The organism is Streptomyces inhibens (genome assembly GCF_022221585.1).
Classification (GTDB): Bacteria; Actinomycetota; Actinomycetes; order Streptomycetales; family Streptomycetaceae; genus Streptomyces; species Streptomyces inhibens.
The window spans coordinates 9660755-9687213 of record NZ_CP084681.1; the positions used below are offsets into that span (position 1 = coordinate 9660755).

A 26459-nucleotide genomic window follows, 5' to 3' on the forward strand; every position below is an offset into this window, starting at 1 on the left:
GCCGCAGTGTGTCTGTCGTCTTGCTGGGATCTTCTCGTTTCATGCCCCTACGAAGCGCTCCTCGGTCGCCGTGTACAGCCGGATCGGCAGGACGACGAGCCCGACCGTCAGCGCCCCGGTCCACACCGCCCGCGGCGGTGAGCTGCTGCTCATACCTCCCCCTCCGACAGGGAGCCGGCTGGAGGGGGAGGTGGCGGTACTTACACCGATATGAGTCATCACGCCCATGCAGCGTCGGCCGCATGCCACCTAGCCTCAGGTCATGAACTCCCACGAGCACCCCGAGGAAGCCCAGGTCGGGCGCGGGGAGACAGGCACGGTTTCGCTGGTACTGGGCCTGACCGCTGTCGCGATGTACGGGAGCCCACTTCTCTTCTTCCTGCCGCCGTGGATCCGCTCCTTCCCCCTGTACCTCACCGTGCCCCTCGGGATCTGCGCGATCGTTTTCGGAGTCAGTGTTCTGTACGGAATGCGGGGCGATGAGGGAGCCGACCGCCGTCCGGCACGGGCTGGAGTCGCGCTAGGCACGGTGGCTCTCGCCGTCCCGATCGCAGTGCTGGTGTGGCTGTCGTGGGCACTACACCGGTGACGGGGGTCCGTTCGTATTGCTACGGCGAACGGTCATGTAGCACTGCGTGGTCCGTCGTCGATCCGGCCGCGCGCCGCCGCTTACCGATCTTGTTCCAGGGGCGGCACCATCGCGAGCCGGGGGCACCTCGCTCGGGAGCTGCGTAGCTTCCGCCGAGAGACGGGGCCACAGCCATAGAGCTGCGGCTCTGTCACCTCAAGTCCACCCGGGCGTCTTTGTAGCCGTCTTGGAAGTTGCAGGTCATCGAGGACTTCTGGCCGGGCTTGCGCCAGGGGCCCCACCGCGTGTACTTGACCATGGGGTTGCGGTGGCTGACGCAGGTGGCACGTGCGCGGTGCCTGCGCCAGGAGGGCTGGTTGGAGCAGTAGGTGTGCACGCCCAGACGGAAGAAGCCGTGGGTGTGGATCTTGCACGGGGGCCGGAAGCGAGCCGGGCCGTTTCGGCGGCTGCCGGAGAGGCTCCCTGGGCCGTGGTGCTGGCATGGGCGGGCGCAGCGACGGTCATCCCGCCGAGAATCGCGATTCCGACGGCGGCGCTCGCCACGCCGCGCCGAATGGTCATCCTGCGTGCGTTCATGAAATGGGTCCTCCTTCGCCGACGGCCGGTTCCCTGGCCGGGCCCCGGTGGGCCGTCGGTCGGTGAACAGCCTGTCGCCGGGCGGCGTCCCATGGCGACAGGGATCGTGGCCCATGACGACTTTTTGGGATGTCCCCCGCTATGACCTGCTGGGACGTTGTGCTCAGCGGGAAATTGGGGGGGCGCCAGAGGCGCCGTTGGGCCGGGACAGGACCTGAAGGATGACGCGGACCGGCTCAGGGGGCCGCGACCCAGCCGTGTCAGCCGGCGGCGGCCGCCCTTCCCCGGAGCCGGGCTACTGCCGGACAGCCGCCCCGGCGCTATCGGCCTGAGTGGCTGCTGGCCCCTTCACGCTTGACGTGTGCGGCATCGATGCTGTCGTCGATACGGGATGTGACGCCGGTCGTCTGGCCGGCCTCGGCGTCCGGGTCGAGCACGGCCTCGGTGAACATCGGTACAGCCGTTGGCGCTGAGAACGATCATGGTCAGCTAGCACACCGGTTGAGGGCTCCGCCGGGGTTCGCGGAAAGATCGCCGGGCGGGTAGCGGCGCTGGCTACGGTCCCCTCGTGCCGGTGGAGTTTCTGACTGATGAGCAGGCCGAGGCTTACGGGAAGTTCGCCGAGGAGCCGACCAGCCCCGAGCTGGAGCGGTTCTCCTTCCTGGACGATGTGGACCGGGATCTGATCGCGCTACGGCGCTCAAAGCATCACCAGCTCGGCTTCGCCCTACAGATGTGCACCTTGCGCTACATCGGCCGGTTCCTCCCGGACGACCCGCTGGATTCGCCGTGGCCGGTGGTCGAGCACCTGGCTGGGCAGCTTGACATCGAGGACCCGTCGGTGGTGAAGCGGTACACCGAGCGGCCGAAGACGGCGTACGAACACGCGTGGGAGATCCGGGACGCCTACGAGTACCACGAGTACGACGACCCGGAGTGGTCCCGGCGGTTCCGTACCTTCCTGCACGGCCGGGCCTGGACGCACACCGAGGGCCCCAAGGCGCTGTTCGACCACGCGGTGGGCTGGCTGCGCCGCAACCGGGTGCTGCTGCCGGGGGTGAGCGTGCTGGCCCGGCAGGTGTCGGAGGTACGGAAGGTCGCGGACAAGCGGCTGCACGCCACGGTCGCGGGTGCCGCCCGCCGCGCTGACCCGGCGTTGCCGGGCGAGTTGGTGGCGACGCTCAAGACGCCGGAGGGGTCGCGGTTCTCGGAGCTGGAGCGGCTGCGCCGGCCGCCGACGCGAACGACCGGGACGGCGTTCGCCCGCGCGCTGGAACGGGTGGACGAGATCGGCGCGTACCGGCTGGGGAGGCTGAGGCTGTCGCAGATCCCGCCGAACCGGATGGCGGCGCTGGCCCGGTACGCGCTGGGGTCGAAGGCGCCGCTGCTGGAGCGGGCGGCGGAACCGAAGCGCACGGCGATGCTGACCGCGGTGATGCGGCACCTGGAGGCGAAGGCGATTGACGAGGCCCTGGACCTGTTCCAGGTCCTCATGGCCACCCGGTTGCTGAACACGGCGAAGCGGAAGACGGAGAAGGAGCGGCTGTCGACGTTGCCGCAGCTGGAGAAGGCGTCGCGCACGCTCGCGCGGGCGGCGAAGGTGCTGTTCGAGGAGCTGGAGCTGGTCGAGGAGCACGGTGCGGACCTGGACGTGGCCGCGCTGTGGGCGGCGGTCGAGGGGGTCGCCCCGCGTGCCGCCGTGCTGAGCGCCGCGGCCACCGTGGTGACCCTGGTGCCTGAGGACGAGAACACGGCCGAGGTCGCGATGCGGGCCGCGCTGGCGACCCGGTACGCCACGGTGCGCCCGTTCCTGTCGCTGCTGGGCGAGTCGAAGGCGTTGGACGCGGCGAGCGCCGGGAAGCGGGTCCTGGCCGGGGTGCGTGGGCTTCCGGCGCTGGCGCGGCGGAAGATGGGGGTAAAGCCGCTTCTGCCGCGCGAGGTGGACGACAAGCTCGTGCCGCCGGCGTGGCGCAAGGCGGTATACGCCAACCCGGATCTGCCGCAGGGCGCGGTGGACCGGGACGCGTACGTGGTATGCGTGCTGGAGCAGCTGCGCCGGGCTCTGAACAACCGCGATGTGTTCGCCGCCCCGTCGCACCGCTGGTCCAACCCGCGCGCCCGCCTGCTAGTAGGGCTTTGTTAGGTGGTGTCGTAGGGCTGCCATGGGGTGGGTTGGTGGCAGGTGGGGCAGGTGCCTGTCCAGGTGGCCAGGAGGTGTTGGAGGAGGTCCAGGGCCTGGTAGAGGGTCAGGCCCTGGCAGGGGCTTTTGGGCTCCTCCGCGCTTCGGTCAGGAACAGGTGGGCGGCGGTGACGAGGGTGACGTGCCGGTGCCAGCCGGTGAACGAGCGTCCTTCGAAATGGTCGAGCCCGAGGGCGGTCTTCAGCTCGCGGTAGTCGTGCTCGATGCGCCACCGTAACTTCGCGATGCGGACGAGGTCGCGGGCGGGGATGTCGGCGGGCAGGTTGGAGACCCAGTACTTGACCGGTTCGTCCGCGCCCTCGGGCCACTGTGCGATCAGCCAGCTCAGCGGGATCGTGCCGTCAGCGGCGGGTTTGGGCCGACGCCCTGCAAGACGAACCCGCACCAGCACAAAGTGCGAGCTCATCGCGGCCTTGGAGCCCTTGCGCCAGGTCAGGGTCCGCCCCTGGCCTCGCCCTGCAGCCAGCACGTGTTCACGCAAGGACACCGGCCGGGTGCGGTAACGCGGCAGGGGCCTGGGCCCGAGGCCGCTGTAGGCAGGCTGGTGGGGTTCGGCAGCCTCACCATGGGCGGTCATCTCGGCCTTGGCCTGCAGGACGTAGGCCAGGCCGCGGTCTTCCAGGCCGCGGCGGAAGTCGGCGTTGGCGCCGTATCCGGTGTCCGCGACCAGCGCGGCGGGCCTCAGGCCGACGCCGGCAAGTTCATCGAGCATCGCCAGGGCGAGCTGCCACTTGGGACGGTGGTGTTCGTCGTCGGGAATGCGACAACGTCCCCTGCGGCCGTCCGCCTCGGGCGTGTCCCAGCTTTCGGGCAGGAAAAGCCGCCAGGACAGGGGACACGAGGCGGTGTCGGAAGCGGCATGGACACTGACGCCGATCTGGCAGTTGCCGACCTTGCCCAGCGTGCCGGAGTACTGTCGGGCCACACCGGGCGAGGAGATGCCGTCCTTGGGAAAACCGGTGTCGTCCACCACCCACACCTGCGGACGGACCACCCGCACGGCCCGCCACGCCAGCCGGGCTCGCACCGCATCGAAGGGCCAGGTGGAGGACGTAACGAACTGCTGGAGTTGCTGGTGGTCCACCCCGAGGCGCTCGGCCATCGGCTGCATCGACTTGCGTCGGCCGTCCAGCAACAGCCCCCTCAGATACAAGGCACCCTTCTCACGCTGATCCCGCCGCACCAGCGGCGCGAACACCTCCCCAGCAAACTCCTCCAACCGGCCCCGACACGCAGCAAGTTCACCAGACCTCATACAACCAGCGAACTACCAGACACCGACCGTGACAAGGCCACGTAACAAAGCCCTACTAGGAACTGTCCGGGCGATCATGGGTTGGCGCGCGCGGTCGGCGGTAGGTGTCTGCGCGGTCTCATAGGCTGCGCCCATGACCACCGAGGAGTACTTCGCGACAATTGACGAGTTGGCCGTGCAGCCGTTCCCGGAGGCGACTTATGCCGACACCTCCGGGGAAGGCGGGCCAGAGCATCATGTGCGCGTACTGATGGTCAGTCGGGACTTCTGGGATGACGACGACGGGCAGGCCTGGGTCGGAGCCGAAGCTGAACTGCAGACCTGCCTCGACGACCTGGCCGCACGCCTGACGACTCGGTGGGGCAATGCGTTCGTCGTGGACCTCGGACCGTATCTCAGCGCCAGTTGCGAGGGCGAGCCGGTGCCCGAGCCACTCGACTACCTCAGCCAACAAGTCGTGAGAATGCAGGTGTGGCCGCTCCCTGACAGCGGTCGTTGGCTCGCGCTGGCGATCGGCCAGGCCGATAAGGAGTTGCCACTCATCCTGTTTGCCGCGGTCGGCAGAGCTTCCGCACTCGACTTGAGCACGAGTGGCCGGTCATGAGCGGAGCCACACGATGACAGCTGCAGCTGAGACGGTGCCGAGGAACGCATAGCCGCGCTTGTCATACCGCGTAGCCACTGCGCGGAAGTTCTTGAGCCTGTTCACGGCCCGTTCGCGGTGTTGCGTTTCTTGTACCGTTCCTCGTCGAACCCCGGCGGCCGTCCGCCTTGTGATCCCTTGCGTATGCGGGCGGCCCGACTGTCGGTCTTCTCCGGAATGGTGTGCCGGATGCCGCGCCGGCGCAGGTGTTGACGGCAGGGGCCATTGCTGTAGCCCTTGTCTGCCGCGACACTGTCCGGCTTCTTGCGGGGCCCGCCCGAACCGGACCGGGGGACCCGAATCTTCTCCAGCACCGGCGTGAACTGGGTGCAGTCGGCCCGCTGCCCCGGCGTGACGATCAGGGACAACGGACGGCAGCGGCCGTCCGCGCTCAGGTGGATCTTGCTGGTGAAGCCGCCGCGCGAACGCCCCAGGCCCTCGCCTCCTGCACCACCTCCACCAGCCGGTCGACGAGGCTTCGCCACGAGGTTTCGTCCTGGTGTTCCAGCGGCTCGCCCCCTTTTGGGGCGGCCAAGGCAGGCGGCGGGTCGGTGCGGGCGCCAGCCGCGTGCTGGTGCGCCCGCACGATGGTGGAATCCACCGAGACATCCCAGTCGATCTCGCCCACCGCATCGGCCTCAGCCTGGACCTGCTGCAACAGCCGTTCCCAGGTGCCGTCGGCCGACCACAGCCGATGACGCTCATAGACCGTCTTCCACGGCCCGAACCGCTCCGGCAGATCGCGCCAGTGCACCCCCGTCCGGACCCGGTGCAGAATCCCGTCGATCACCTGCCGGTGATCACGCCACCGCCCGCACCGACCGTTGCTCACCGGCAGAAACGGCTGCAGCCGTTCCCACTCTGCGTCCGACAAATCACCGCGCTTTCCCCACCCCATACACGGGACAACGATCCGGCCAGGCGGCAGTCACATGATCGGCCGGACAGCTCCTAGTCGGTGCCGGATTCCATTGCGGCGTGGTCGAGCATTTCGTCGGTGGTGGAGGGTTTGCCGCGGGAGGCGATGGCGTCGGCGTCGCCTTGGGGTGTCTGTGGCAGGGTGTCGATGAGTGCGGTGGCGGTTGTTTGGGTGGCGCTGATGGTGGGGCTTGTGGTGCCGATGAGGCCGAGTCCGGCGTATTGTTCGAGTTTGGCGCGGGAGTCGGCGATGTCGAGGTTGCGCATGGTGAGTTGGCCGATGCGGTCGACGGGGCCGAATGCGGAGTCTTCGGTGCGTTCCATGGAGAGTTTGTCGGGGTGGTAGCTGAAGGCGGGGCCTGTGGTGTTGAGGATCGAGTGGTCTTCGCCGCGTCGCAGTCGCAGGGTTACTTCGCCGGTGATGGCGGCGCCGACCCAGCGTTGGAGTGATTCGCGGACCATGAGTGCTTGTGGGTCCAGCCAGCGGCCTTCGTACATCAGGCGGCCCAGGCGTCGTCCCTCGTTGTGGTACTGGGCGAGGGTGTCCTCGTTGTGGATCGCGTTGACCAGGCGTTCGTAGGCCGTGTGCAGGAGGGCCATGCCGGGTGCCTCGTAGATGCCGCGGCTTTTGGCCTCAATGATGCGGTTTTCGATCTGGTCGGACATGCCCATGCCGTGGCGGCCGCCGATGGCGTTGGCCTCCATCACCAGGTCGACGGGGGAGGCGAACTCCTTGCCGTTGATGGTCACCGGGCGGCCTTGGTCGAAGCCGATCGTGACGTCCTCGGTGGGGATCTCGACCTCGGGGTCCCAAAACCGCACGCCCATGATGGGCTGCACGCTCTCGACGCCGGTGTCGAGGTGTTCGAGGGTTTTGGCCTCGTGGGTGGCGCCCCAGATGTTGGCGTCGGTGGAGTAGGCCTTTTCGGTGCTGTCGCGGTAGGGCAGGTTGTGGGCGAGGAGCCACTGCGACATTTCTTTGCGGCCGCCGAGTTCGGTGACGAAGTCCGCGTCCAGCCAGGGCTTGTAGATCCGCAGGTGCGGGTTGGCGAGGAGGCCGTAGCGGTAGAACCGCTCGATGTCGTTGCCCTTGAACGTCGAGCCGTCGCCCCAGATCTGTACGTTGTCCTCGAGCATCGCCCGGACCAGGAGGGTGCCGGTGACGGCGCGGCCCAGTGGCGTGGTGTTGAAGTAGGCGCGCCCGCCCGAGCGGATGTGGAACGCCCCGCAGGTGAGCGCGGCCAGGCCCTCCTCGACCAGCGCCGCGCGGCAGTCGACCAGGCGCGCGATCTCGGCGCCGTAGGTCTTTGCGCGGCCGGGCACCGAGGCGATGTCGGGCTCGTCGTACTGGCCGATGTCGGCGGTGTAGGTGCACGGGATGGCGCCCTTGTCGCGCATCCACGCGACCGCGACCGAGGTGTCGAGGCCGCCCGAGAAGGCGATGCCGACGCGCTCGCCGGCGGGGAGGGAGGTGAGGACCTTAGACATAGGAAGAGTATGCCTAACCGCGCATGATCATGCAAAGGGGGTGTCTCGTCGGGGCGAAAAGCTCACCATGGCGCGGACTGTCGGTGCGCAGGCCGGCGTCGGCGAACCCTCCGCGCCGCCCCAATGCGGGGCGCAGCACTCGGGTGATCACTCGGATGAGAGCCGGGGCGAAGTTCAAGGGCGGGATTCGAGTACGTCGCCTTACCTTTGGCGAAGCCGTCGTCGTCGCCTGGTTGGGGCATGCTCCCTGTGGCCCTGTGGCCCTGTGGCCCTGTGGCCCTGTGGCCCTGTGGCCCTGTGGCCCTGTGGCCCTGTGGCCCTGTGGCCCTGTGGCCCTGTGGCCCTGTGGCCCTGTGGCCCTGTGGCCTTGTGGCGGTGTGGCGGTGTGGCGGTGTGGTGGTGTGGTGGTGCCGGGTTGGTCTGTCGGCTGTGTGGTGAGTTCCGGTTGGGTTGGGTGGCGGTGTAGAGCTCGTCCGTGTTGCCCTGGGGAGGTAGCGGCGGGGGAGCGATCCATTCGTTGTGCATCTCGCGGGGCGCGGTGGTGGTCAGCCGCTCGAGGGCGGCGGGTTGGAGAAGGCCTGGACGACATGGTGCGGCGTTTGATCTCGCGGTTGATCCGTTCCAGGGGTTGGTGGACGGATCTTCTTCCAGTGTCGAGAGGGACGCCTTTCGACGGCGATTTCGCTGGTGACGATCCGCACGGAGGTGTCCTTGATGAGCCGATCACCGGTTCCAGTGCCTTCGCCCATGACTGCTGCTCGCTGCACCGCCCGGTCGCCAGGTCAGGGGGACGCTGGTGAGGACTTCGCGGAGGGCGGCGTGGTGGTCTCGAACCGCCGGGGAGTGTGGGGCGTGGGGCCGGAAAGGGCTGCAACGGGTACTGGCACCGCCGTCGCGTCCGGTCCACGGGCCGGCGGCCAGAGCTTCCGGCGCCGTTGCGCAGGGCGGTTCACCGGTTGCCGCGAGTGTCGCCGGCAGTGGCGGTGGCAGTGGCAGCGCGGGTGGCAGTGGCAGTAGACCAGTCTGCCCGTGTTCGTCGCGGCTCCAGTCCTTGAGATGGGTGGCGTAGGAGAAGCACTGCCGTCAGGAGGTCGCCAGGGCACTGGTGCGGCGCAGGCTCAGGCGGTCTCGTCCAGACGTAGCGCAGGTATGTCCACTCTCCGCCGCTGTGTGTGCCACACGGGAGACGAACTGCTCGGCCGCACGTCCGCTTCGGCTGGCTGGGCTTCCAGTACGTCCTGTTGGACCTGCGCACGCGCACGCAGGTACGTGATCAGGTCACTCTGGTTGTGCTCGCTGTCGGCGTCGTCCGTAGCACGGCGGGGCGGGGGAGGGGCGCTGGGCCCGGCGGGTGTCCCGTCCGGTAGATGCCGATCACGAGCACGTCGTCCGCAGCAGCCGGGCAGACCGCAGGGCAGACCCCGGGGCAGGACTCCCGGTGGGCGCTCGGCTTTGTCCGCTCCGTCTGTTCACGAGCAGCAGTACACGAGCAGCGGCACACGAGCAGCAGTACACGACCAGCGGTACATGGCCGTGTTTCTTGCGGGCCTGTTGGGTCGCACGGTCGGGATGGCTTCGAACCTTTCGGGAGGATGGTCTGTTCCGGCAGCATGTGGGTGGGAGCCGTATCCGACAGTCCGTAGTGTTGGATCAACGGTCCGGCCGGGTTCTGCATCCGGCCCGAACTATTTCTGCCTTGGCGGAGCGGACGAATGACCGAACCGGCCGCGTTCACGCATCAGGTGAGCCGCTACCGCGGATTTCCCCTGCCGGCGGCGGCCTCGATCCGCAGATATCCGGGTCGCCGTCTGTCGAGGAACTCTCCATCCGTTCGACTATCCACTGTGTCTGGTGAATCCGCTGCCGGGCACATGTCCAACACTGCCCTCGGGTCACGGACCGCCTCGTCGATCGACACCGCCCCGCGCCTGGATCGAAGAGTTCACCGGGATGATTGATCTGGCCTGCACAACGGAACCGACTACGGCCCCATCAGTGTGGTTGTGTACTTTCGACCGTTCCCCCGCCTCCGCCCCGCCTCCGCCCCGCCTCCGCCTCCGTCCCCGTCCCCGCCCCGCCTCCGCCTCCGTGCCCGCCTCCGCCTTTGTTCGTCATCGCGTCATCGTGCGCGCTGTCTGTGCTTCCCTCGACGTTTTAGTCATGAAGATTCGGCGATTCGAGAGGGCGTCGTGCAGCACTTCGGTGTACTTCGACCGGGTCGGCGCCGCTCCCCAACCTCATACATCCCTCGATCTCCTTTGCGAAGTCCCGTGGCAGTACGGCGAATCGGTGGATTGACTCGGGGGGGGGCGGGAGGCCTCTTGTTCGCCTTGTCGACCGCCCGCTGTCGCGCTGCCCCCAATTTGGGGCGTCGTCCAGGGGAGTTCGGGCGGGAGGTCGTGTTTGCCATTGGTGTGGCGCCAGGGGTGGTGTCCTCCGGGGCGAGGAGATGAGGGCCGTGTCGTACGGGCGGTGCTCGCCCAGCACCATGCATGGGGGGCCAGTGGGGGAGCGAAGCCAGTTCTCTATGGGCGGGGCCACGTTCTTGCCGCCCGTCGTGATCAGGATCAGGTTTCCTTCTTGCGGGCGGCCGTGGCCGTCAGGTAGCCCTCGTCGTCCAACTCCCTATGCCGCCGGCGGGGAACCAGCCGTCCACGCTCGCCGGCACCACTCGGCTTCGCCCGCGTGTGGGTTCCAGTAGCCGCGGAAGAGCTGACCGCCGGTGAGGTGAATCTCGCCGTTCGCGGCGATGCGGACCTGATGCCGGGCAGGGCACCGGCTGGATCTGCGGACGGTCTCCGCCCGAGGCATGATGATCCTTGTCGGGCACGCTCAGTGAACTCTGCGCTGCTGGGCAGCAGATGGCCCGCCGGCCCGAACGTGACCGGCACACACACCACACCGCACGTGCACACCACACCGCACGTGCACACCACACCGCACGTGTCTTTGTGGTGTGCCGGCGCCGGCCGAGCCACGAGACCTTGGCGCGATCAGGGAGATCACCGCACCTTGGTCGAACACGTGATCTTATGCTGGCGGCATGATCGATGTACCTCTTTCAGCGTTGGAAGTCGCGATGGTCCAATCGGGCGCCCGGGCCGTGGAGACCCTACGCGATACCGCCGCCTTTGCTCAGGGACTGGAACGGCTGGGCTACCACCGGATCTGGTACGCCGAGCATCACCATTCGCCCGCGATCGGCGCGTTCCCACCCCTCGTGTTGAGCGCGCATTCTGCCGCCTCGACCTCGGTCATCCGTCTCGGTTCGGGCGGTGTACTGGCACCCAACCACGCGCCCATCATGCTGGCGGAGCAGTTCGGAACGCTGGCTGCCTTGCACCCGGACCGCATCGACCTGGGTATCGGCCGCGGCCCTGGCACCTTCGATGAGGCCACCGCACGGGCACTGCGCCGCGGAGCCGGACCGACGACGGATGCGGAGTACCACGGCGACGTGGCCGCGATCTTGTCCTTTCTGGTCGACGAAGTCGCACTCGGCCCGCTGCCGCAGCCATGGCTGCTGGCCTCCAGCACCGCAGGTGCCGCCCTGGCCGCAAGACTCGGCCTGCCGATCGCCCTCGCACACCACATCCGGCCGGACAACACCCAAGCGGCGCTGGAACGTTACCGGGCGGCGTTCACCCCGTCGCGTTGGTGCGAGCGGCCTCGGGTGCTGGTGTGCGTGGAGGCGGTGTGTGCCGAGACGGAAGAGGAAGCCGCGTGGCGAGTGGGACCGATGGACGTCGTCAAAGCCGGGCTCCTCAAAGGCCTCAGTGAGATCGCCTTCCCCACGCCCGCGGACGCGGCCACCCACCCCTTCACAGCAACGGAGCGACAGGCGCTGGCCGGCTTCCGTGCGCAGCAAGCCGTCGGGACGCCCGAGACCGTCGTACGCCGGCTTGCGCAACTGGCGGGTGAGACCGGAGCGGACGAACTGATGCTGACCACGCCCGTCTACGACCTCCGCGACCGCATTCGCTCCTACGAACTCATCAAGAAGTACTCCGAGGCGACGACAGCACCGTAGGAACACGCTGGAAGGGACGCCGGACGCCCGCACGTCGCAGGCGCTCCCCACCGGCCGCGGCCTCAGCGCCTCGACCCGCATCGGACGGTGCCGGTCGAGGTGGCTTCAGGCGGAACGACTGACCGCCTACAGCTGCTGCTGCGGAGCGGTTCGAACGCGGCTCGCTCCGCAACGGCTCACCATGAAACCGGTCAACGGTCCCTGGCCAACAGTCCTTTCTGGAGCGGCTCACAGCCCTCGGCGCTGGTGGCGCCCTCCACGGCGCACCGGTGCACCCTGGCTGCGACACCCTTCCCGCCTCGCCCGCCGGTCAGAGTCGGGCGGGGCATGCCCGACAAGGCGCCAGAGGTGTCGGCCTGGTCCGGCTGGCGGCGCAGCGAGGGAGCAGCTGCGGTCACTGCGAGACGGGCCACGTCCACCGGAGGTGGCCGGCTCCCGCCCTGGGGACGTCAGTGCCTGAGGCTGTAGCGGATCAGGCGTGCGCGGGCGTCCTTCGCGGGCAGGCCGAGTGCCTGCCCGATCGTTTCCCACGATGCTTCATCGGCCTCGGCGGCGTGGGCGGCCTCACGGCCGACGCGGCCGCTCGTGCGCTCCAGCGCCGCCACGGCCTTCAGCGCAGCCAGCGGTGCCTGGTCGGCCAGAGCGCTCAGCTGCTCGTCCAGCCGCTCCAGCAGGTCCGCCAGTTGGGCGGGCAGCGGAACCGACCGTGACTCGACCTCGCCGATGTGCGCTTTCCAGTCTTCGTACGGCCCCGGGGTGTCGAGGTCGTAGGCGCGTGCGCCGTTCGCTTGGTCCCAGTCGATCGGGTAGTGGCGCGCGCCGCGCCAGCCGCATGAGCACGAGCTGCGCATGTGGTCCGCCCGCTGCCTGCCCCGCCTGCCGTCGTAGGCCCACCACTGACTGGTTTGGTGCATGTGGCTGCTGCTCCCAATGTCCAGGTACACCGGTTCGGGCTCGCTGCCGTCGGCGAGGACTGCCCCCCGCCATCCGTTCGTGGGACGACCCGAACTCCTCGGTCTGCCACTGCATGACGTCTCCTTGGCGAGCTGTGCGGCATATGCCAAGCCCGAGAATGCCCGAGCCGGGGAGGCGGCGACCGGCACAGCTCAAAACCGGTCACGTCGTGTGCTCTTCTGTCATCACCGAGTGGGCGCGGGAGCGGCCAAGGGCATCGGGTGTGGACGTGGCGTGTGCCAGGGCATCGGCGTCAGCGCGCCGGCCTAGCGCAGCAGAGTGCCGGGATGCCGAGGACGAGGCTGGTCATCTCACCTCGGAGGCCGCGGTATCGATCGTGAGGGTCGCCTCGTAGGGGCGAGTCCGTTACGGAACAGGGCGCGGCGGTGTTGCCACTTGGCGTGCTTGGCGTGCTTGGCGTGCTTGGCGTGCTTGGCGTGCTTGGCGTGCTTGGCGTGCTTGGCGTGCCTGGCCGATTGGCCGGAGCCTGGCGGCAGGGTTGGTGGGGCGCATCAGCGCGAGGAAGAAGAAGCACTTCACCAGCAGGAAGTCGCCCAAGTGCTCACTCGGCCGCGACCGCCGAGGAGGTTGGTGGTCTGTTGGTCCAGGCTCTGGAGGTGGCGGGCGCACTGGGCGGGGTGAAGACGTAACCCTTGCCGCCTGGCCGGGGAGGCGTAGCCCTTGCCGCCGGTCGTGAACGCGGCAATGTCCAGACTGGGTGGACGGGTAGCCGAGCGGGGCGAGCGCGTGGTGCTGCCAGCCGATCACGCTGCCCGGGAAGGCGTTGGCATCCCGTAGCGAGGCGGTTCTCGCACATCGCCACCGTGCGCGGCCGCTCAAGCGCGGTGCCCATCACAGCGCGGGTGCCATCGGTGTCCAGGTCCACGTTCTCGGCGTAGACGTAGACGTAGACGTCGGCGGCGAAGGCGGCCCGCTCGCACCAGCGCTGGCGGGGCGGGTATGGCGTGCCGGGGTTGCCGGCAATCCGCAATGGCCATCTCACGCAACGAAAACTCCCTGTGCTGCGTTCGGTGAAGCAGCAGGCGCCGTCGTCTTCACCGCCGCGGTCGACCTGTTGGGGTACCAGATGGCCGCAGGGGGCGAGGCGCTGTTGCAGCTCGGCCTCGTCGTGCACCTCTTGCCGCCGGTGCGCTTGAACAGGCAGCTGTCCGCCGAGCGCCAGAGGGCGCCGCAGCCGCCGTCGGCAACGGTGCAGTGCGGCAACGATGCAGTACGGCAACAATGCAGTGCGGCAACAATGCAGTGCGGTGCGGTGTGGTGCGGCGCCTGACGAACTCCCACGTGGTCACCGCAGAGCCTCCCCTTCCTAGCCACCGCCCACCTCCACGCAGCCGGCGACTTCACGTAAAGACCACGCCGCTTCCTGGCGTTCAGGAAGCCACCTCATCCCCTTTAACCCGTCACCTCGATCGACCGCTCTCTGCGTCATCGGGGACGATGCGATGTCACTGATCGCCTCACCCGGGAGCCTGTGTGTCGTCCAGGAGCGCAGACATCGACTTCACATTCACACGCGAGGTCACGGTCGGGGCGACCGTCGATGCCCTGGCGGCCGCAGGGTGGTCCCTCAAGGAGCCTTTGGGCATCTCGTACGTGGTGAACGACAACGACATGTTCGACTGGCAGTCCACCACCAGCGACCGCGCGCAAGAGGTCCTGACACTCCTGGACGCGCCCGAGAACGCGGATTACCACGTCGCCGTCTGCGTCTACCACGTGCGAGCGGACACCGGCGGTCAGCTCCTCTTCTTCCCGCGCCGCACAGCCTGCAGTTTCAGCCCGACCATCAATCGGCGGAGCCTGCCCGGCTCACCTGCCTTCACCGACGTGGGGTGGTACCTCCATACGCTGGTGCCGCCCCTTGTGGCCGTTGGACTGGAGGGCTACGAAGCGCGGGACATCGGCTTTTGAGATGCGGCTCGCCGGCGGCGGCAGGTGAGCAGACGCCGTCTCTTCATCGACGTGGCATCGACGTGGCATCGACGTGGCTTCGACTGGCATCGACGTGGCTTCGACTGGCATCGGCGTGGCAGGCAGTGGTGGAGCTGGCCGAGCGTGCGGTTGAACAGGTACCCAGGGCAGGGCGTGGGCGTGCCGGTCTTCGCTCTCGCGTCGGCGCCGACAGTGGGCTTCGGCGCCCGGTGAGTGGGTGGTGGGTGTGTGCGTGAGGTGGCGAAGGCCACAGGCATCCGGTGTGGCTGGGCCGGTGGTTCTTCATGAACCGCCGCCCGAGGTACGTGCGTTGGGCGACGGTTCGGGTGATCGGGCTGCTGCGCGTGTGCTGCCGGCTTCGCGGCGACGGCGTGCACCACGCCATGCGCGGCATCGCCCGCCTGCACAACGTCGGCATTGCCGGGTGGCCGGCTGACGGACCGGCACGTCGGTGTGTTCCGATACTGCCCGGCAGGGTCACGCTACGTTGCCGTATGTTCCGCTGCTTCGGGCAATCCGCGACACGCGAACACGCGACTGTGCCCATCTCCCCTCGTGCTCAGCCGCCTTGGCCGGCGGCCGCTCGCAACGGGCATCCGGTGCCGACACGCGCATCGAGTTCGGTCCGCAGGGCGGCGAGTTCGGCCATGCGCGCGTCGATGACCTGGATCTTCTCCTCGAACAGTGCAGAGAGTGCTTCCGCGGCGTCCGGCGCGTCGCGCAGTTCCTCGCCGTGCCGGGAGATCTCCGCCAGGGAGAATCCGAGGGTCTGCGCGGTACGGATGTAGTGCAGCCAGGCCACTGTCTCGGGCGGGAAGTCGCGATAGCCGTTGGGCAGCCGTCGGCCGGCAACGAGGCCGACCTTCTCGTAGAACCGAAGGGTGTCCTTGGTCATGCCCGCTTGCGCGGCCAGTTCCCCGATCAGCATGACCCTCCGTCGGATGATGGGCTTGACCTTGGAGCGTACTCCACTGTTTAGCGTGAGCCGTCGCTGCCGTCGGACCAGCAGGAGCTCATCGTGATCCGTCTTTTCGCCCCTTCCCGCGCCGCCTGTCTTGGCGTCGTACGCGCAAGTGCCTGGTACGACCTCGTCGTCACGGCGGGATTCGCGACGCCGTGGACATACGCTCTGCTGCACGGCGCGCTGTCATCGTTGGGTGGCGCGCTCGGGCTGGGCGTCCTGCCCGACCGCGACCCGATGCAGACCCTGTACGCGAATCTGTTGGGTTCGGTCGTGGTCGTCTGGGCCCTCCTGCGCATCGTCAAGCCGCTGGGGGTGCACGCACTGTTCGACGGCGTCGCGCGCACGCTGTTCGCGACATGGCAGGCGTACGCGGTGGCCCACGGCGCCACGCGGCTGCTGTGGCTGTTCTTCGTCGTCGAGGTGGCGTTCGGCGTCGTTCAGCTTGTGCTGTGGTGGCGCAACCGGCACACCAACCTGGTGGACGGCCTCGCCGACCCGGCCGATGGACACGCGCTCAGCGCAGCAGTCGGTGATGCCCGGGGTGGGTCAGGTGCGCCGGCAGCGGGGGCGTAGGGGGGTGTCGAAGCGGTTGACGGCCGCGTGGGCGCCGCGGTGCAGGACGTGCCCAATGGCTGGCGCGGTGAGGGCAAGCTTCGGCCAGCGGTGCCGGTCGGCGTCGGATCCGGCGGCAGCCTCGTCCATCTCCGCCTCACCTCTGCCTCGTCCATCTCCGCCTCGCTTCTGCCTCCGCCTCTGCCTCTGCCTCCGCCTCCGCCTCCGCCTCACCTCTACCTCCGCTTCAACTCTGCCTCCGCGCCAGTGCTCGTGCCCAGAGGGAATCCCACGCACACGCGCTGGTGGCGGCTGCAGCAGTGAAGGCCGCAGACGACGTCAAAGACGACGTCCCGTCCTCGGCCCTTGAGAAAATCGGTGACGGCCGCGCGCAGTGACAGCCGAACAGCCACACACGCTCGCAGAAGCTGGCGCACGCAAGCTCAGCGAGAGCCTGGAGCGGGACGACGGCCATGAGCGTCACGAGCGGCAAGCCCTCCGTTGACCTGCGGCTTTTCCCCACGCTGTCCATTGACATGGGCCGGGGCGCGCTCTTCGTTCCGTTCCACGGTGTGCGTCTGCCGTGGGCGACGCGGCATTGGCTGACGCCCGAGCAGAGCGTCAGCACGCGCTGTGAGAAGGTGCTGCATGTCCAACTCCTTGCGGTTCTTCTTCGAACCCGGCGTCCCGCACACCCCGCTGTGGCCACACGAGATCGACAGCCCCTACGGCTACCCCTGCGATCTGGAACGCTTGCCGATCAGCTCGGCCACCCGGACCGAACTGGCGAGGCTGTGCAAGTGGTTTCAGTCCTCCATCGACTGGAAGAACCCACCGGGTCCGTCTCCGTGGCCCTATGAACAGCAGGAGCTGTTCAGCCGGCAGGCGGACGCTGCACTGGAAGCGCTGCGCGGTGAGTTGGGCGACGAGTGGAAAATCCTGGATCAACGCCTACCGTGGTGACGCCGATGTTGCAGTGGGCCGGGCCATCGAAGACGACCCGGCCCACTGCAACCGTTGGAACCAGCTTGGAGCCTGTTGCGATCAGAGAGCGTTCCGAGGCGACCGTTCCGAGGCGACCGATCCGGTAGGTGGGTTGGCTTGGAGCACGATTTCGGGTTCCCTCACGCCTCGCCTGTGGCCGCTGCCGTCCTTGGTCCCGTGGCACGGCAGCCACCGCTGCTCTACCTGCCGCCGCGGCCGGCCACCTCGGCGCCACGCTCCGGCCCCGCACCACCAGGTCCGCCCCACGGTGCTCCTGGGCCCGAACCAGTACGACAGCCCGGACGCGAGGACCGCTCCCACCGGAGCTTGAACGCCGAGAGGCCACCGTGAAGACACCGGCCGCTGGCCGGTGACCATCATGGGCCGGCCCTGTCCGACTCTGGCCGGCCACAGCCGGGTCCGCGTCCATACCGGCATCGGCCGTGACACCCGAAGCGACCTCGACCAGGACCGCCGCGCCTACGTCTGGGACAACGACGGCGACACCGCCCCCTGCGCAACGACCACCGCCGCCCACCGCCGCTTCGTCGACTCCGAAAGCTGGGGACGACACGGCCACTGGGTTCACGGCCACTGGGGCCACGGCCACTGACCGTCCCTAACCCGGTGGGCGGGACTTGGTCACTTCACTCCCACCCGCCACCCCTGGTGCGCCGCAGGCCCTGGGCCTGCGGCGGGTCAGCGCCGCATTCAAGAGCCGTCATGTGCCTGAGGTGCCGGCGTCCGTGTCGGCTGCACCCGCTCGACTCGACGTCGGTGTCCGTGCGGCTGGCAGCAAGTTGCCGAAGGGTGTCGCGTTCGCGGCGGTCGGCGGTCGGCGGTCGGCGGTCGGCGGTCCGCGGTCAGGGAGGGACCAACGCGGTGCGAGCGGGGCGGCGCGCGCCGTGCCGGTTCCAGGCTTCGGTGCAGGTTCCAGGCTTCGGCGCCGGGCGCTGCTCACGGTGATGGTGTCTGCTCACGGTGATGTGTCTGCTCAGGGTGAGGGTGTCTGGTTGCGGTCGATGAGGGTCTGGATGCTGTCGAGGATGCGGTCGAGGCCGAATTCCAGGGGGTCGACGGCGTCGGGGGCGAAGGCGCCTGCGGTGATGGCGCGGGTCAGGGCGGGGAAGCGGTCGGCGTGGCGGTTGAGCAGTTCGCCGGTGAGGTGGTTCCACTGCCTGTTGTGCTCCTCGTCGAAGTCGATCAGTTGCTGGACGAGGGTGCGTACGAGGCCGGCGACGAGAATGAAGATTCGGTGCTGCTGGACCGCTGTCAGGCCGGTTGGCTCCAGTGCGGCCAGTGCCGCGTCCAGCCAGCCGAGCTGGTTGGGGCCCATGAGCTGGCGGCGCATCGCGGTAGCTGCCAGCAGCCAGGGGTGGGCCTGGTGGGTCTTGGCGGACTGGCGGGCCCATTCGGCGATCTGTGGGCGCCAGCCGCTTCCCGCCGCTGACAGGTCGGGGATCGGGGCGAGGGTGGACTCGACCATCAGCTCGACCAGTTCGGTCTTGCCGGGCACGTAGCGGTACAGGGCCATCGCCGAGAGGCCGAATTCGGCGGCGACCTTGCTCATGGAGACGGCGTCCAGGCCCTCGGCGTCGGCGATGGCCACAGCTTTCTCGGCGATGCGGTGGGGGGTCAGGCTCGGCTTGGGACCGCGGGTCGGCCGGTCCTGCTCGCCCCACAGCAGCGCGATGCCTTCGCGCAGGTTACGAGCCTTCTCCGTCGCCATGCGGCCTCCCTCTCGGTGGATTTGGCGGGTCGGTTGACGCCACCTCCAACTGTATATACCTTAAACACAACTGCTGACGACATAAACAGTTTAGGGGGAGCACCTATGCTCGGCACCATCCTCACCCTGTCCGCCACCGCCCTCGCCACGCCCCTCGCCGGCCTGCTGGGCCACCGCCAACTCAAGCGCACCGCGAACGCTAAACACCTGCGCATCACCACCCCGAACGGCATCGACGAATCCGGCTTCGTCCGCATCGGCGGCATCGACCAATGGGTCTCGGTCCGCGGAGAGGACCGCCGCAACCCCGTGATCCTGGAGATCCTGGGAGGCCCCGGCGCCTCCAACCTCATCTTCCTGTCCCGCACCCGGGCCTGGGAGCGGCACTTCACCATCGTGCGGTGGGACATGCGCGGAGCCGCCAACACCTTCGCCGCCACCGGCCCCGCCGGACAGGGCGAGATGAGCCTCGACCGGCTCTACCACGACGCGGTAGAAGTCACCGAACACATCCGCACCCGGCTCGGCGTCGCGAAGGTGCTGCTGGTCGCCAACTCCTTCGGCACCGTCCTCGGCCTGCGCCTGGCCCGAAACCACCCCGACCTGTACTCCGCCTACGTCGGCACCGACCAGAACATCATCGCCGGCGGCCGCGAACACTCCGCCTACCGCTCGCTGGTGGCCCGACTCCAAAAGACAGGCAAGAAGAAGGCCCTGGCCGCCGTCACCGCCATGAGCGCCGACAAGTCAACGTGGAGCGTGGAGCAGCTGTCGCAATACAACAAGCTCGTCCTCACCACCGACCCGCTGTCCTACGACACCATGAAAACCGTGGTGATCCGCTCCCTGTGGTTCTCACCCCTGCACACCCTGCGCGGCCTGCGCACCTACCTGAAGGCCATGACCTTTTCCGAGCCGCTCGCGCTCGAAGCCGTGGCCATCGACGAGTGGGCCGAGGGCACCACGTTCGACATCCCCTTCTTCATCTTCCAGGGCGACGCAGACGTCCTCACACCGCCCCGGCCGGCCAAGCGACTCTTCGACGACGTGACCGCCCCGGTCAAGGACTTCGCACTCATCCGGGGCGCCAGCCACTTCGCGTCCTTCCGCCACCCCGACCAGTTCCTCACCCTGATGCTCACCAAGGTCCACCCGGCGGTCACCGGCAAACCGGCCACCAACTGAAACGCCACGCTCCCAGCCCCTTCCCCCACCACCGCCCAGGTCACGCAGCACACGCAGCCGACGGCGACCGGCGACAAACCAGAAGGCACCCGCGGCCCTCAACGGGCACGACAGCCCTGTGCCGTGCCCACAACCCGCCCGGACACCGTCCTGGAGCACTCCCACACAGCCGACCCACCCGGCCCAGAACGCCACCACCACCACCACCCAAGCGATCAGCGACCTGGGGACACTGACCGGCACGCTCCAACTGAACCGGCCGGCGACCGTCAGCACGCCGATCGGCGCGCTCCTCACCACCGCACCGGGCACCGGACATGCGACGCCCCACGTCGACCAGGCAGCGCGCCTGCACGGCCCACTGCTCGCGCATGAACGGCCAATGCCGACTGCTGGCCGGACGCCCCCTTCCCACAAGGCACGCCGCCGGCCCCGCACATCCTGACAACGGCACGCCGCAGCTCACCTCAGGGAGCTCCGCCTTTCAGTGACGCACCGGGGTCAAACACAAAGTGGTCTGTCCAAGGCGGCCGCCACGCTCGGTGTACTCGTCGAATTCCGGCGGGCACGCACCTCGACGAGTCGCATTGATCATGACCTTGTAGTCGGCTTTGGCATCGCTACAACCGATGGTGAAAAGGACCGGGTCCGCATGCGTACCGCGGTTCTCCAGGCAATCCCCCACAACGGCATCGCGCGCGACTTTCGCCGAAGGCTTGCCGTCGTCGCTGACGACGGTCAGCACCCAAAACCCGGCCCCGACAACGAACACAGCGCCGAGAGCGATCAGCGGCCGCAGCCACGGACGCCGCACAGGCCCCGTCGGCGTGAACATCGGCCGACCTGGCTGCTGTACCGGCGGCTGGCCGTAAGCCGGCGGCTGGCCGTAGGGGAGCGGACCACCACCAGCAGGCGCGCCGTAGGCGGCAGGACCACCCTGACCGGCAGGCGCCCCGTACGGCACCGGACCGGGCTGACCATAGGGCGTGGGGCCATGGGGCGTGGGGCCATAAGGCGTGGGGCCATGGGGCGGCGGTGAATACGCGGACATACACATCCCCCTGTTGCGACGCGGCTATCTGACGCCGACTCGAGTTCAACCACCCTATGAGGCCCCCCACACCCACCGCACAGCGCCCACACCCCGCCCTCAGACAACAAAACAAGACGCACAACCGGATCACCAAGCGGCGCACTGCCCGCGACATCCCACTGCGCACACCTCAACCACCCCGAAAACACCCACCGCCAGCCGAGAAACGCCACAGCAACCCACACGACGGTGCTACGCCCCACCCACCCCACGCCCACCACTCACCCCACCACTCACTTGCCGCTACCACGCTCTTCTCGGCCGTGGCCACAGACGGCCACTCAGCGGGCTTGATGCCCAACTGCGACAGCCGCCGTGCTGCTCCGTCGACAGCTGCGCCCACCGGCCGGCCTGCCGCTCCAGCCATTCGCCCAGATCATCGCCTTCGCACAGCACGCCAGGTGGGGATGCCACGCGGCTACGCCGTCTACCACGACAACTGCAACATCACCTGGAACAACGACCGCGACACCATCTACCTCTACAAGCCCGGCGGCAGCCACGTATGCCGCAGAGGATCAGCGCGGCCAGGGCGGCGAAGACCAGCTGCGGGGTGGAGAACTGCGGCCCCGGCGTGTGGTGGTGAACGTCGCCAGCACCAGGCTCAGCCCGGCCACCGTCGCTCGACGTCCACTCCCACACCAGGAACGGAAACGCCCGTGACGGCAACGGCTACGTCACCATCCACTGAGCAAGCGAGCTGGCCATCCGCCCAGCGCGACGGAGCCAGCTCGTGTTGCGCCTCGGGGGCGCCCATACCCGCACCCCTCTTCCGGAGCCTGGCAGAAATCAGCGATCCGGCGGATGCAGCGTTCGGCGACGAGCACACACGAGGATCGGCGGGATGACGAACCAGGTCCGGCAGTTCACGTGCCGGACCCGGCAGTGTCAGCCATTCATGGCCGCCCAGAACTCCTCGAAGGACATCTGACGGTCGCCGTTGGTGTCGAGCGAGTCGATCAGCTCCTGGGCCTGCGACTCGGTGATCTCCGAGCCCTCCAACTCCGCCACGACCTTCCGGTATTCGGCCGCGGTGACCTGGCCGTCCCCGTCGATGTCGTAGCGCTCGAAGACCTTCCGCGCCGCCGTCTCCACGATGTCTGCCATGTGCTCCGCCCTTCTGCGATCTTCGCTGACGGGCCCAGATTATCCGTCCACGCGGAGCAACGCGGACGCGCCCAACCTGCCTGGCTGTTGCGGGCCGAGCTCGTTCCAAGGCCCGTGAAGCCACCGCCGGCCGTGATCACTCGATGGTGAGTTCCTCGTAGCTGATGGTGACGGTCTCTGTCGCCGGGCTCACGTTCCCCGCTTCGAGCGTCGAGCCTTGCCAGCTGCTGTCCACGCCTTCACGAAGTGGTACCGGACCATCGGCTTGTTCCCACCGTGCTGAGTGATCGTGATGTTGGGAGCGTCGTGAACGGACCCCTGCTGCTAGGAGGTCTTGCGGACCACTCGGTGATGCGGTGCTTGCCTCCGCACCCCGCGTGATCGTGATTTCGCCCGGGCCATCGCCCGCCGACGGCACAGCAGTCCTGCTACTGCACGGCGCGCCGACACCCTTCACCGTCTCCACCTGGAACTCTCCCAGCTCGACGCTGAAGACGTTGGTAGAGGCGGTGTCGCCGAGAGCCATGATGTCTTCCTTTCGGCCGAAGCCGTGACCAACACAGTGACTCCCCTCTCGGCTGCCGAGCCACGCACAGCTTCACCCGCGTGAGTCACTCCAGAACAACCAACGGCTCCTGCAGACCTATCGGACACACCCCAGTTGGCCAGTGACCAGGATATTTGGCCGCACCGAGCATTCTGGTTGGCCCGCCTGAGCGGTTCAGGTCCTGCAAGACCGCAGACCGCAGACCGGCGGGGCGGGGTGGGGTGTCAGCGCCGCCTCTTAGGGTTTCGGCGAAAGCGCAGGGGATCTGCATGCGAACCTCGGGAGGGCGCTGTGAGCGACGGGATTCAGTGGTTGATGGACGGGAACACCGGGAGGGAACCGATGGTTGGTGTGGTCTTCGCTCGCGGCATCGATGCCCATGAGTTGGCGGTGCGGCTGGGGGCACCGCAGGGGCCGGGCGGCGATGCGATGACCGACGCCGAGGTCTGCGATCTGGATGTGGAGGCATACAGACCGGGTGAATCCGGTGACGGTGTGGTCCGCGTTGGCGAACACGCCGGGTGGGCATTCGCGATCGAGTACGGCCACTGCGAGAGCCTGTCGCGTCTTGAGGAGGTCTCCCGCGAGGGCGTAGAGGCCGTGTACTACTCGTACAACCCCGAGCATCCGCCGACCATCGTCCTCTACGCGCGCGACGGCCGCAGCATCTGCGGCTTCGGGCTGGGGGAGGAGCGGGTCCGTTGGGGCCAGGAGCCCGATCTGCTGGTACCCGATCTCGTCGCCGCCCAGATCCTCACGGCCGACGGCACCGCTCTTCGAGACGACGAAAGCGACGACGACAGCGATCGTGAGCGCCGCGCCCTGGCCGTCTTCGAGGAACGCTTCCGCCTCTCCTTGCCCCAAACCGTGTTCACCGTTGCCCGTCTTCGTGTGCACGCGGTCAACGGGGCGCCTGCTGCGGACTTCGACGCTGTGTGCACCTGGGCATCCGCCAACGGCCATCCCGTCCCTGACGCGCGCCTTGGTCTGGTCCCCGCCGGTCTGCGCCGGACCTACGTGCGTGCCACCGACCCCCAGTGGCAGCAGCGCCTCGGGTACAGGTCCGCGGGGCCGGCCGTCGGCAAGTTCCACGCCAGCGGGGCCTTGAGGAACGCTTCGAAATAGTTCTTTCCTCTGAGTGCACGGCCCCGCACTGAGCGCTGTAGTTGGCCCTTTTGCGCGCGAGAGGGCCCGCAGGGTCGGGGTGGGGCGCGATTGGCTTTGCTGCCCCGGCCCCTCTGAAAACCTACTTGGCCACTCGGGCCAACGAGGGCGCTCAGTCACAGCTCGTGTCACTGAGCGCTTCAGCTGGCGGATGAGCGGCTCGATGACACTATCGGGCAGGCCGGCCTCGCCGATCAGGGCGATCTCCTGGTCTCGCCCGCCGTCGCCCGCCGTTGGCTGCCGTCGGCACAGACGCAGGAGAGTACGTGGGTTAGCCGAAAAGGGGCCAGCTACCTTCGACGGCGCAGGGGTAGCCGGGTCGGCGCGGTCGGCGATCAGGCCGTAACGCAGGTACTGGCCGTCCTAGTCGACCGGCGTGTCACCAGCGGTGCCCCTCTGCACCCCTCGCCTCTGCACCCCTCGCCTCGGCAGAGGAGTCGGGAGGCGAAGCCGCGGGAATCCTGTTCGCGATGGGCACGGTCGGTCGTCGAAGGAGAATGGCTACATGCGCACCCTGACGTTCGTCGTCGGTACAGGCCGCAGCGGGTCGACCGCACTGTCCGGCATCGTCAACGCGCATCCGGACGTGCTCAGCCTCAATGAGCTGCTGTCGTCGGTGCAGAGCCGGGGCTTTCCCAAAGGCCTCCTGGGCGGTGGGGAGTTCTGGCGGCTGCTCGCCGACCCCAATCCGCAGTTCGAGTCCATGATCCGCAGCGGCGTGCCGATGCCGGAGTTCGTCTACACCCGCCGCCCCGGACGGTTCGCGACGCAGACCACCGGCATCCCCGCCCTCTCCCTGATGGTACTTCCGCACCTCACCGACGATCCGGACGGGCTGTTCGACGAGCTCGAGAAGCAGGTATGCCGCTGGCCGGACCGTACTGCCGCGGGGCACTACGAGGCCCTGTTCGATCTGCTGTGCGCCCGATTCGGGCGGACAGCGGTTGTTGAGCGGTCCGGCTATTCGACGGAGCGGGTTCCACTGCTGCGCAGGGTCTTCCCCCGGGCGCGTTTCGTGCACCTCTTCAGGGACGGGCCCGACTGCGCCCTGTCCATGAGCCGGCATACGGGCTACCGGCTGATCCTCCTGCTGCGGGAAATCCTCGCGCGGACCGGTGCCGAGCGCCCCGACGACCTGACACAGGACCAAATCCGTTCCCTGCCGCCCGAACTGGCGTCGCTGCTGGCGGAGCGATTCGACCCCGCACTCGTGCTGGACAGTGACCTGCCGCTGACCCGATTCGGGGCGCTGTGGTCGGAGCTCATCGCCCGCGGCGTGGACCACCTCAGCGACGTGCCTGCACCGATGCGGACCACGCTCGCCTACGAGGACCTGCTCGACGAGCCCCGCAAAGAGCTGACGCGACTGGCAGACTTCATCGGCGTCGAACCGCTCCCGCAATGGCTCGATGTCGCGAGCGCGCGCCTCGACGGCAGCCGCCGGGGCACCTCCCAACGGCTGCCGACGGCTGAACTCGCCGCACTGCGGGAGTGTTGCGCTCCCGGCGCACGCGCCCTGGCGGGCGGCGAGGGCTAGGCAGTGCCCGGCAGGTCAGTCGCCTCTTCAACGGACTACCTCCGCAGCAGCGCCTCCCTTCGGTACCTGACCGCTGGTGCCCGCTGATCGGCGGCACGGCCGCCTGCTGGCGCATCAGCTGACCCAGAGCCCTCGGGCGAGAGCCGGCGTGCGAGGCACCGGCCGCGTCGCCGATCGGGCTGGCCAGGACACCTCGGCGACCTGCCCCCGAAGTCGTCGGCGAATGCCTGCACGAGCGCGGCGCCGACGTGCTGGCGCCGGTAGGCGTCCGCCACCCAGACCAGGAGGATGCGCGGGCGCAAGGCGTCATCCTGCTCGCCGCACCGTGACCCGCCGATCAGATCCCAACGGCGGTGCTGGCGGGCGCCCGGATGCCGAACGCCCACGCCGCATGGCGGGCAGTCTGGTGTGCTCCCTACCGCCGCCCCAAGGCTCTCGCAGGTTCACGCCACAGAGGCACTTGCCGCCGCTCGGCATCGTCACAGCGCGAAACTTGACGGGTGTCGCGCCGTAACTGAGGTTCTGGTCTCTGCCACCCACCCAGGGCCGGATGGGCGCCTCATCCAACTCGACGTACCCGGTCCAGCGGTCCACCCACCCGGGGGACCGCTCGGGGAACCCCCCGTCTCCGCTCTTGGGCGGGCGACAGCGTCGGGCGAAGCCACACCCTCCCGGCGGTCGCCCGACCGTTGAGGCACACACCGCGCCCCCTGGCTTGTCCACGCAGGAACCTCAGGAACGCGCCGGGCAACGAGTCGAAGTCGACGCCACGGAACAGCTCCCGCCCGCCGGGAGCAAGCCAGCCGTCAAGGGGTAACGCGAGCCGGTCGGCGAGCGCGTGAAGCTGCTGTAGTCGTGGTCGAGCTCGGCTACACGCAGCGCTTCGCCCGTAGCCTCGACATGAGGGAACTGAACGCACAGGGTGACCCAACACGGGCCGTCACCCAACACGAAGGTCGAGGTACGTGGTCCGCTCCACCATGCGCTCTGC

Annotated in this window: 21 protein-coding genes and 3 pseudogenes; 13 read left to right on the forward strand and 11 right to left on the reverse strand. The window is 68.4% G+C overall.

The window, feature by feature from the left end; translation table 11 throughout:
- Window positions 1-262 precede the first annotated feature (262 nt).
- Entirely contained in the window at window positions 263-589 is a 327-nt protein-coding gene (locus KI385_RS43605) for a hypothetical protein (protein WP_238577493.1), read from the forward strand.
- Between the two features lie 190 nt (window positions 590-779).
- Here the strand turns inward: KI385_RS43605 and KI385_RS43610 are convergent, their stop codons facing one another.
- Together KI385_RS43610 and KI385_RS44125 are read right to left on the reverse strand one after the other, a co-directional pair.
- Window positions 780-965, reverse strand: coding sequence for a hypothetical protein (locus KI385_RS43610; protein ID WP_238577494.1), 186 nt, complete (start codon window positions 963-965; stop codon window positions 780-782).
- A 520-nt stretch (window positions 966-1485) separates the two neighbouring features.
- A complete protein-coding gene (locus tag KI385_RS44125; protein ID WP_281066969.1) occupies window positions 1486-1617 on the reverse strand; it encodes a hypothetical protein in 132 nt (43 codons plus the stop codon).
- Between the two features lie 116 nt (window positions 1618-1733).
- Here KI385_RS44125 and KI385_RS43615 point away from each other — a divergent pair.
- Window positions 1734-3299, forward strand: a pseudogene (locus KI385_RS43615) (DUF4158 domain-containing protein); the annotation flags it as partial.
- A 112-nt stretch (window positions 3300-3411) separates the two neighbouring features.
- Here KI385_RS43615 and KI385_RS43620 read toward each other — a convergent pair.
- Window positions 3412-4620 carry an IS701 family transposase gene (locus KI385_RS43620; protein ID WP_238570845.1) on the reverse strand — a complete coding sequence of 403 codons (1209 nt, stop codon included), beginning with the start codon at window positions 4618-4620 and terminating at the stop codon, window positions 3412-3414.
- A gap of 133 nt (window positions 4621-4753) precedes the next feature.
- Here KI385_RS43620 and KI385_RS43625 point away from each other — a divergent pair, with 133 nt between their 5' ends.
- Window positions 4754-5224 (forward strand): hypothetical protein, encoded by a 471-nt coding sequence (locus KI385_RS43625; RefSeq protein WP_238577254.1) that lies wholly within the window; start codon window positions 4754-4756, stop codon window positions 5222-5224.
- Here the strand turns inward: KI385_RS43625 and KI385_RS43630 are convergent.
- Window positions 5219-6161 (reverse strand): annotated as a pseudogene (locus KI385_RS43630) (IS5 family transposase). The gene KI385_RS43625 and the pseudogene KI385_RS43630 sit on opposite strands and share 6 nt — an antisense overlap.
- A gap of 53 nt (window positions 6162-6214) precedes the next feature.
- Window positions 6215-7669, reverse strand: a complete 1455-nt coding sequence (argG, locus tag KI385_RS43635) for an argininosuccinate synthase (protein WP_238570201.1) — start codon at window positions 7667-7669, stop codon at window positions 6215-6217.
- Window positions 7670-10712: 3043 nt separating this feature from the next.
- Between argG and KI385_RS43645 the strand changes: the two genes are divergently transcribed.
- Window positions 10713-11699, forward strand: coding sequence for an LLM class flavin-dependent oxidoreductase (locus KI385_RS43645; RefSeq protein WP_238570200.1), 987 nt, complete (start codon window positions 10713-10715; stop codon window positions 11697-11699).
- A gap of 449 nt (window positions 11700-12148) precedes the next feature.
- On the opposite strand, the gene KI385_RS43650 is transcribed toward KI385_RS43645, so the two are convergent.
- Window positions 12149-12613, reverse strand: coding sequence for a hypothetical protein (locus KI385_RS43650; RefSeq protein ID WP_342593415.1), 465 nt, complete (start codon window positions 12611-12613; stop codon window positions 12149-12151).
- Between the two features lie 824 nt (window positions 12614-13437).
- On the opposite strand from KI385_RS43650, the gene KI385_RS43655 reads away from it, so the two are divergent.
- From KI385_RS43655 to KI385_RS44885, 3 genes and pseudogenes are all read left to right on the forward strand, one after another.
- Window positions 13438-13944 carry a hypothetical protein gene (locus KI385_RS43655; RefSeq protein WP_238570199.1) on the forward strand — a complete coding sequence of 169 codons (507 nt, stop codon included), beginning with the start codon at window positions 13438-13440 and terminating at the stop codon, window positions 13942-13944.
- Window positions 13945-14147: 203 nt separating this feature from the next.
- Window positions 14148-14585, forward strand: a complete 438-nt coding sequence (locus KI385_RS43660) for a hypothetical protein (protein ID WP_238570198.1) — start codon at window positions 14148-14150, stop codon at window positions 14583-14585.
- 359 nt (window positions 14586-14944) lie between these two features.
- Window positions 14945-15031: pseudogene (locus KI385_RS44885) on the forward strand (IS5/IS1182 family transposase); the annotation flags it as partial.
- A 134-nt stretch (window positions 15032-15165) separates the two neighbouring features.
- On the opposite strand, the gene KI385_RS43665 reads toward KI385_RS44885, so the two are convergent.
- Entirely contained in the window at window positions 15166-15534 is a 369-nt protein-coding gene (locus KI385_RS43665) for a MerR family transcriptional regulator (RefSeq protein WP_238570197.1), read from the reverse strand.
- Between the two features lie 90 nt (window positions 15535-15624).
- Here KI385_RS43665 and KI385_RS43670 point away from each other — a divergent pair, with 90 nt between their 5' ends.
- The 3 genes from KI385_RS43670 (at window position 15625) to KI385_RS43680 (ending at window position 17719) form a co-directional block, all read left to right on the forward strand.
- Window positions 15625-16143: a hypothetical protein gene (locus tag KI385_RS43670; protein ID WP_238570196.1), complete on the forward strand. Its 519-nt coding sequence runs from the start codon at window positions 15625-15627 to the stop codon at window positions 16141-16143.
- A gap of 627 nt (window positions 16144-16770) precedes the next feature.
- Window positions 16771-17085, forward strand: a complete 315-nt coding sequence (locus tag KI385_RS43675; RefSeq protein ID WP_238570195.1) for a hypothetical protein — start codon at window positions 16771-16773, stop codon at window positions 17083-17085.
- Between the two features lie 400 nt (window positions 17086-17485).
- Complete coding sequence (locus tag KI385_RS43680; protein ID WP_342593414.1) at window positions 17486-17719, forward strand: lamin tail domain-containing protein; 234 nt, start codon at window positions 17486-17488, stop codon at window positions 17717-17719.
- Between the two features lie 381 nt (window positions 17720-18100).
- Here KI385_RS43680 and KI385_RS43685 read toward each other — a convergent pair whose 3' ends face one another.
- Window positions 18101-18835, reverse strand: a complete 735-nt coding sequence (locus KI385_RS43685) for a TetR/AcrR family transcriptional regulator (RefSeq protein WP_238570194.1) — start codon at window positions 18833-18835, stop codon at window positions 18101-18103.
- 105 nt (window positions 18836-18940) lie between these two features.
- Between KI385_RS43685 and KI385_RS43690 the strand changes: the two genes are divergently transcribed.
- On the forward strand, window positions 18941-20020 hold the full coding sequence (locus KI385_RS43690; protein ID WP_238570193.1) for an alpha/beta fold hydrolase: 1080 nt from the start codon (window positions 18941-18943) through the stop codon (window positions 20018-20020).
- A gap of 484 nt (window positions 20021-20504) precedes the next feature.
- Here KI385_RS43690 and KI385_RS43695 read toward each other — a convergent pair whose 3' ends face one another.
- From KI385_RS43695 to KI385_RS43715, 3 genes are all read right to left on the reverse strand, one after another.
- The gene (locus KI385_RS43695) at window positions 20505-20855 is read right to left on the reverse strand and encodes an LppU/SCO3897 family protein (protein ID WP_238578083.1); all 351 of its coding nucleotides are present in this window, start codon (window positions 20853-20855) and stop codon (window positions 20505-20507) included.
- Between the two features lie 1146 nt (window positions 20856-22001).
- Entirely contained in the window at window positions 22002-22220 is a 219-nt protein-coding gene (locus KI385_RS43710) for an EF-hand domain-containing protein (RefSeq protein ID WP_238570192.1), read from the reverse strand.
- Between the two features lie 136 nt (window positions 22221-22356).
- Window positions 22357-22746 carry a hypothetical protein gene (locus tag KI385_RS43715; RefSeq protein ID WP_238570191.1) on the reverse strand — a complete coding sequence of 130 codons (390 nt, stop codon included), beginning with the start codon at window positions 22744-22746 and terminating at the stop codon, window positions 22357-22359.
- Between the two features lie 312 nt (window positions 22747-23058).
- Here KI385_RS43715 and KI385_RS43720 point away from each other — a divergent pair, with 312 nt between their 5' ends.
- Together KI385_RS43720 and KI385_RS43725 are read left to right on the forward strand one after the other, a co-directional pair.
- Window positions 23059-23892, forward strand: a complete 834-nt coding sequence (locus KI385_RS43720) for a DUF6461 domain-containing protein (protein ID WP_238577496.1) — start codon at window positions 23059-23061, stop codon at window positions 23890-23892.
- Between the two features lie 544 nt (window positions 23893-24436).
- Window positions 24437-25468: a sulfotransferase family protein gene (locus tag KI385_RS43725; RefSeq protein ID WP_238577497.1), complete on the forward strand. Its 1032-nt coding sequence runs from the start codon at window positions 24437-24439 to the stop codon at window positions 25466-25468.
- The last annotated feature ends 991 nt before the right edge of the window (window positions 25469-26459 follow it).

Excerpts from the sequence above, each read along its gene's own strand:
- KI385_RS43605 (WP_238577493.1), top strand. The coding sequence starts at position 263 with ATGAACTCCCACGAGCACCCCGAGGAAGCCCAGGTCGGGCGCGGGGAG.
- KI385_RS44125 (WP_281066969.1), bottom strand. The coding sequence starts at position 1,617 with ATGTTCACCGAGGCCGTGCTCGACCCGGACGCCGAGGCCGGCCAGACG.
- KI385_RS43620 (WP_238570845.1), bottom strand. The coding sequence starts at position 4,620 with ATGAGGTCTGGTGAACTTGCTGCGTGTCGGGGCCGGTTGGAGGAGTTT.
- KI385_RS43625 (WP_238577254.1), top strand. The coding sequence starts at position 4,754 with ATGACCACCGAGGAGTACTTCGCGACAATTGACGAGTTGGCCGTGCAG.
- argG (WP_238570201.1), bottom strand. The coding sequence starts at position 7,669 with ATGTCTAAGGTCCTCACCTCCCTCCCCGCCGGCGAGCGCGTCGGCATC.
- KI385_RS43645 (WP_238570200.1), top strand. The coding sequence starts at position 10,713 with ATGATCGATGTACCTCTTTCAGCGTTGGAAGTCGCGATGGTCCAATCG.
- KI385_RS43650 (WP_342593415.1), bottom strand. The coding sequence starts at position 12,613 with ATGCACCAAACCAGTCAGTGGTGGGCCTACGACGGCAGGCGGGGCAGG.
- KI385_RS43665 (WP_238570197.1), bottom strand. The coding sequence starts at position 15,534 with ATGCTGATCGGGGAACTGGCCGCGCAAGCGGGCATGACCAAGGACACC.
- KI385_RS43675 (WP_238570195.1), top strand. The coding sequence starts at position 16,771 with ATGTCCAACTCCTTGCGGTTCTTCTTCGAACCCGGCGTCCCGCACACC.
- KI385_RS43680 (WP_342593414.1), top strand. The coding sequence starts at position 17,486 with ATGGGCCGGCCCTGTCCGACTCTGGCCGGCCACAGCCGGGTCCGCGTC.
- KI385_RS43685 (WP_238570194.1), bottom strand. The coding sequence starts at position 18,835 with ATGGCGACGGAGAAGGCTCGTAACCTGCGCGAAGGCATCGCGCTGCTG.
- KI385_RS43690 (WP_238570193.1), top strand. The coding sequence starts at position 18,941 with ATGCTCGGCACCATCCTCACCCTGTCCGCCACCGCCCTCGCCACGCCC.
- KI385_RS43695 (WP_238578083.1), bottom strand. The coding sequence starts at position 20,855 with ATGTTCACGCCGACGGGGCCTGTGCGGCGTCCGTGGCTGCGGCCGCTG.
- KI385_RS43710 (WP_238570192.1), bottom strand. The coding sequence starts at position 22,220 with ATGGCAGACATCGTGGAGACGGCGGCGCGGAAGGTCTTCGAGCGCTAC.
- KI385_RS43715 (WP_238570191.1), bottom strand. The coding sequence starts at position 22,746 with ATGGCTCTCGGCGACACCGCCTCTACCAACGTCTTCAGCGTCGAGCTG.
- KI385_RS43725 (WP_238577497.1), top strand. The coding sequence starts at position 24,437 with ATGCGCACCCTGACGTTCGTCGTCGGTACAGGCCGCAGCGGGTCGACC.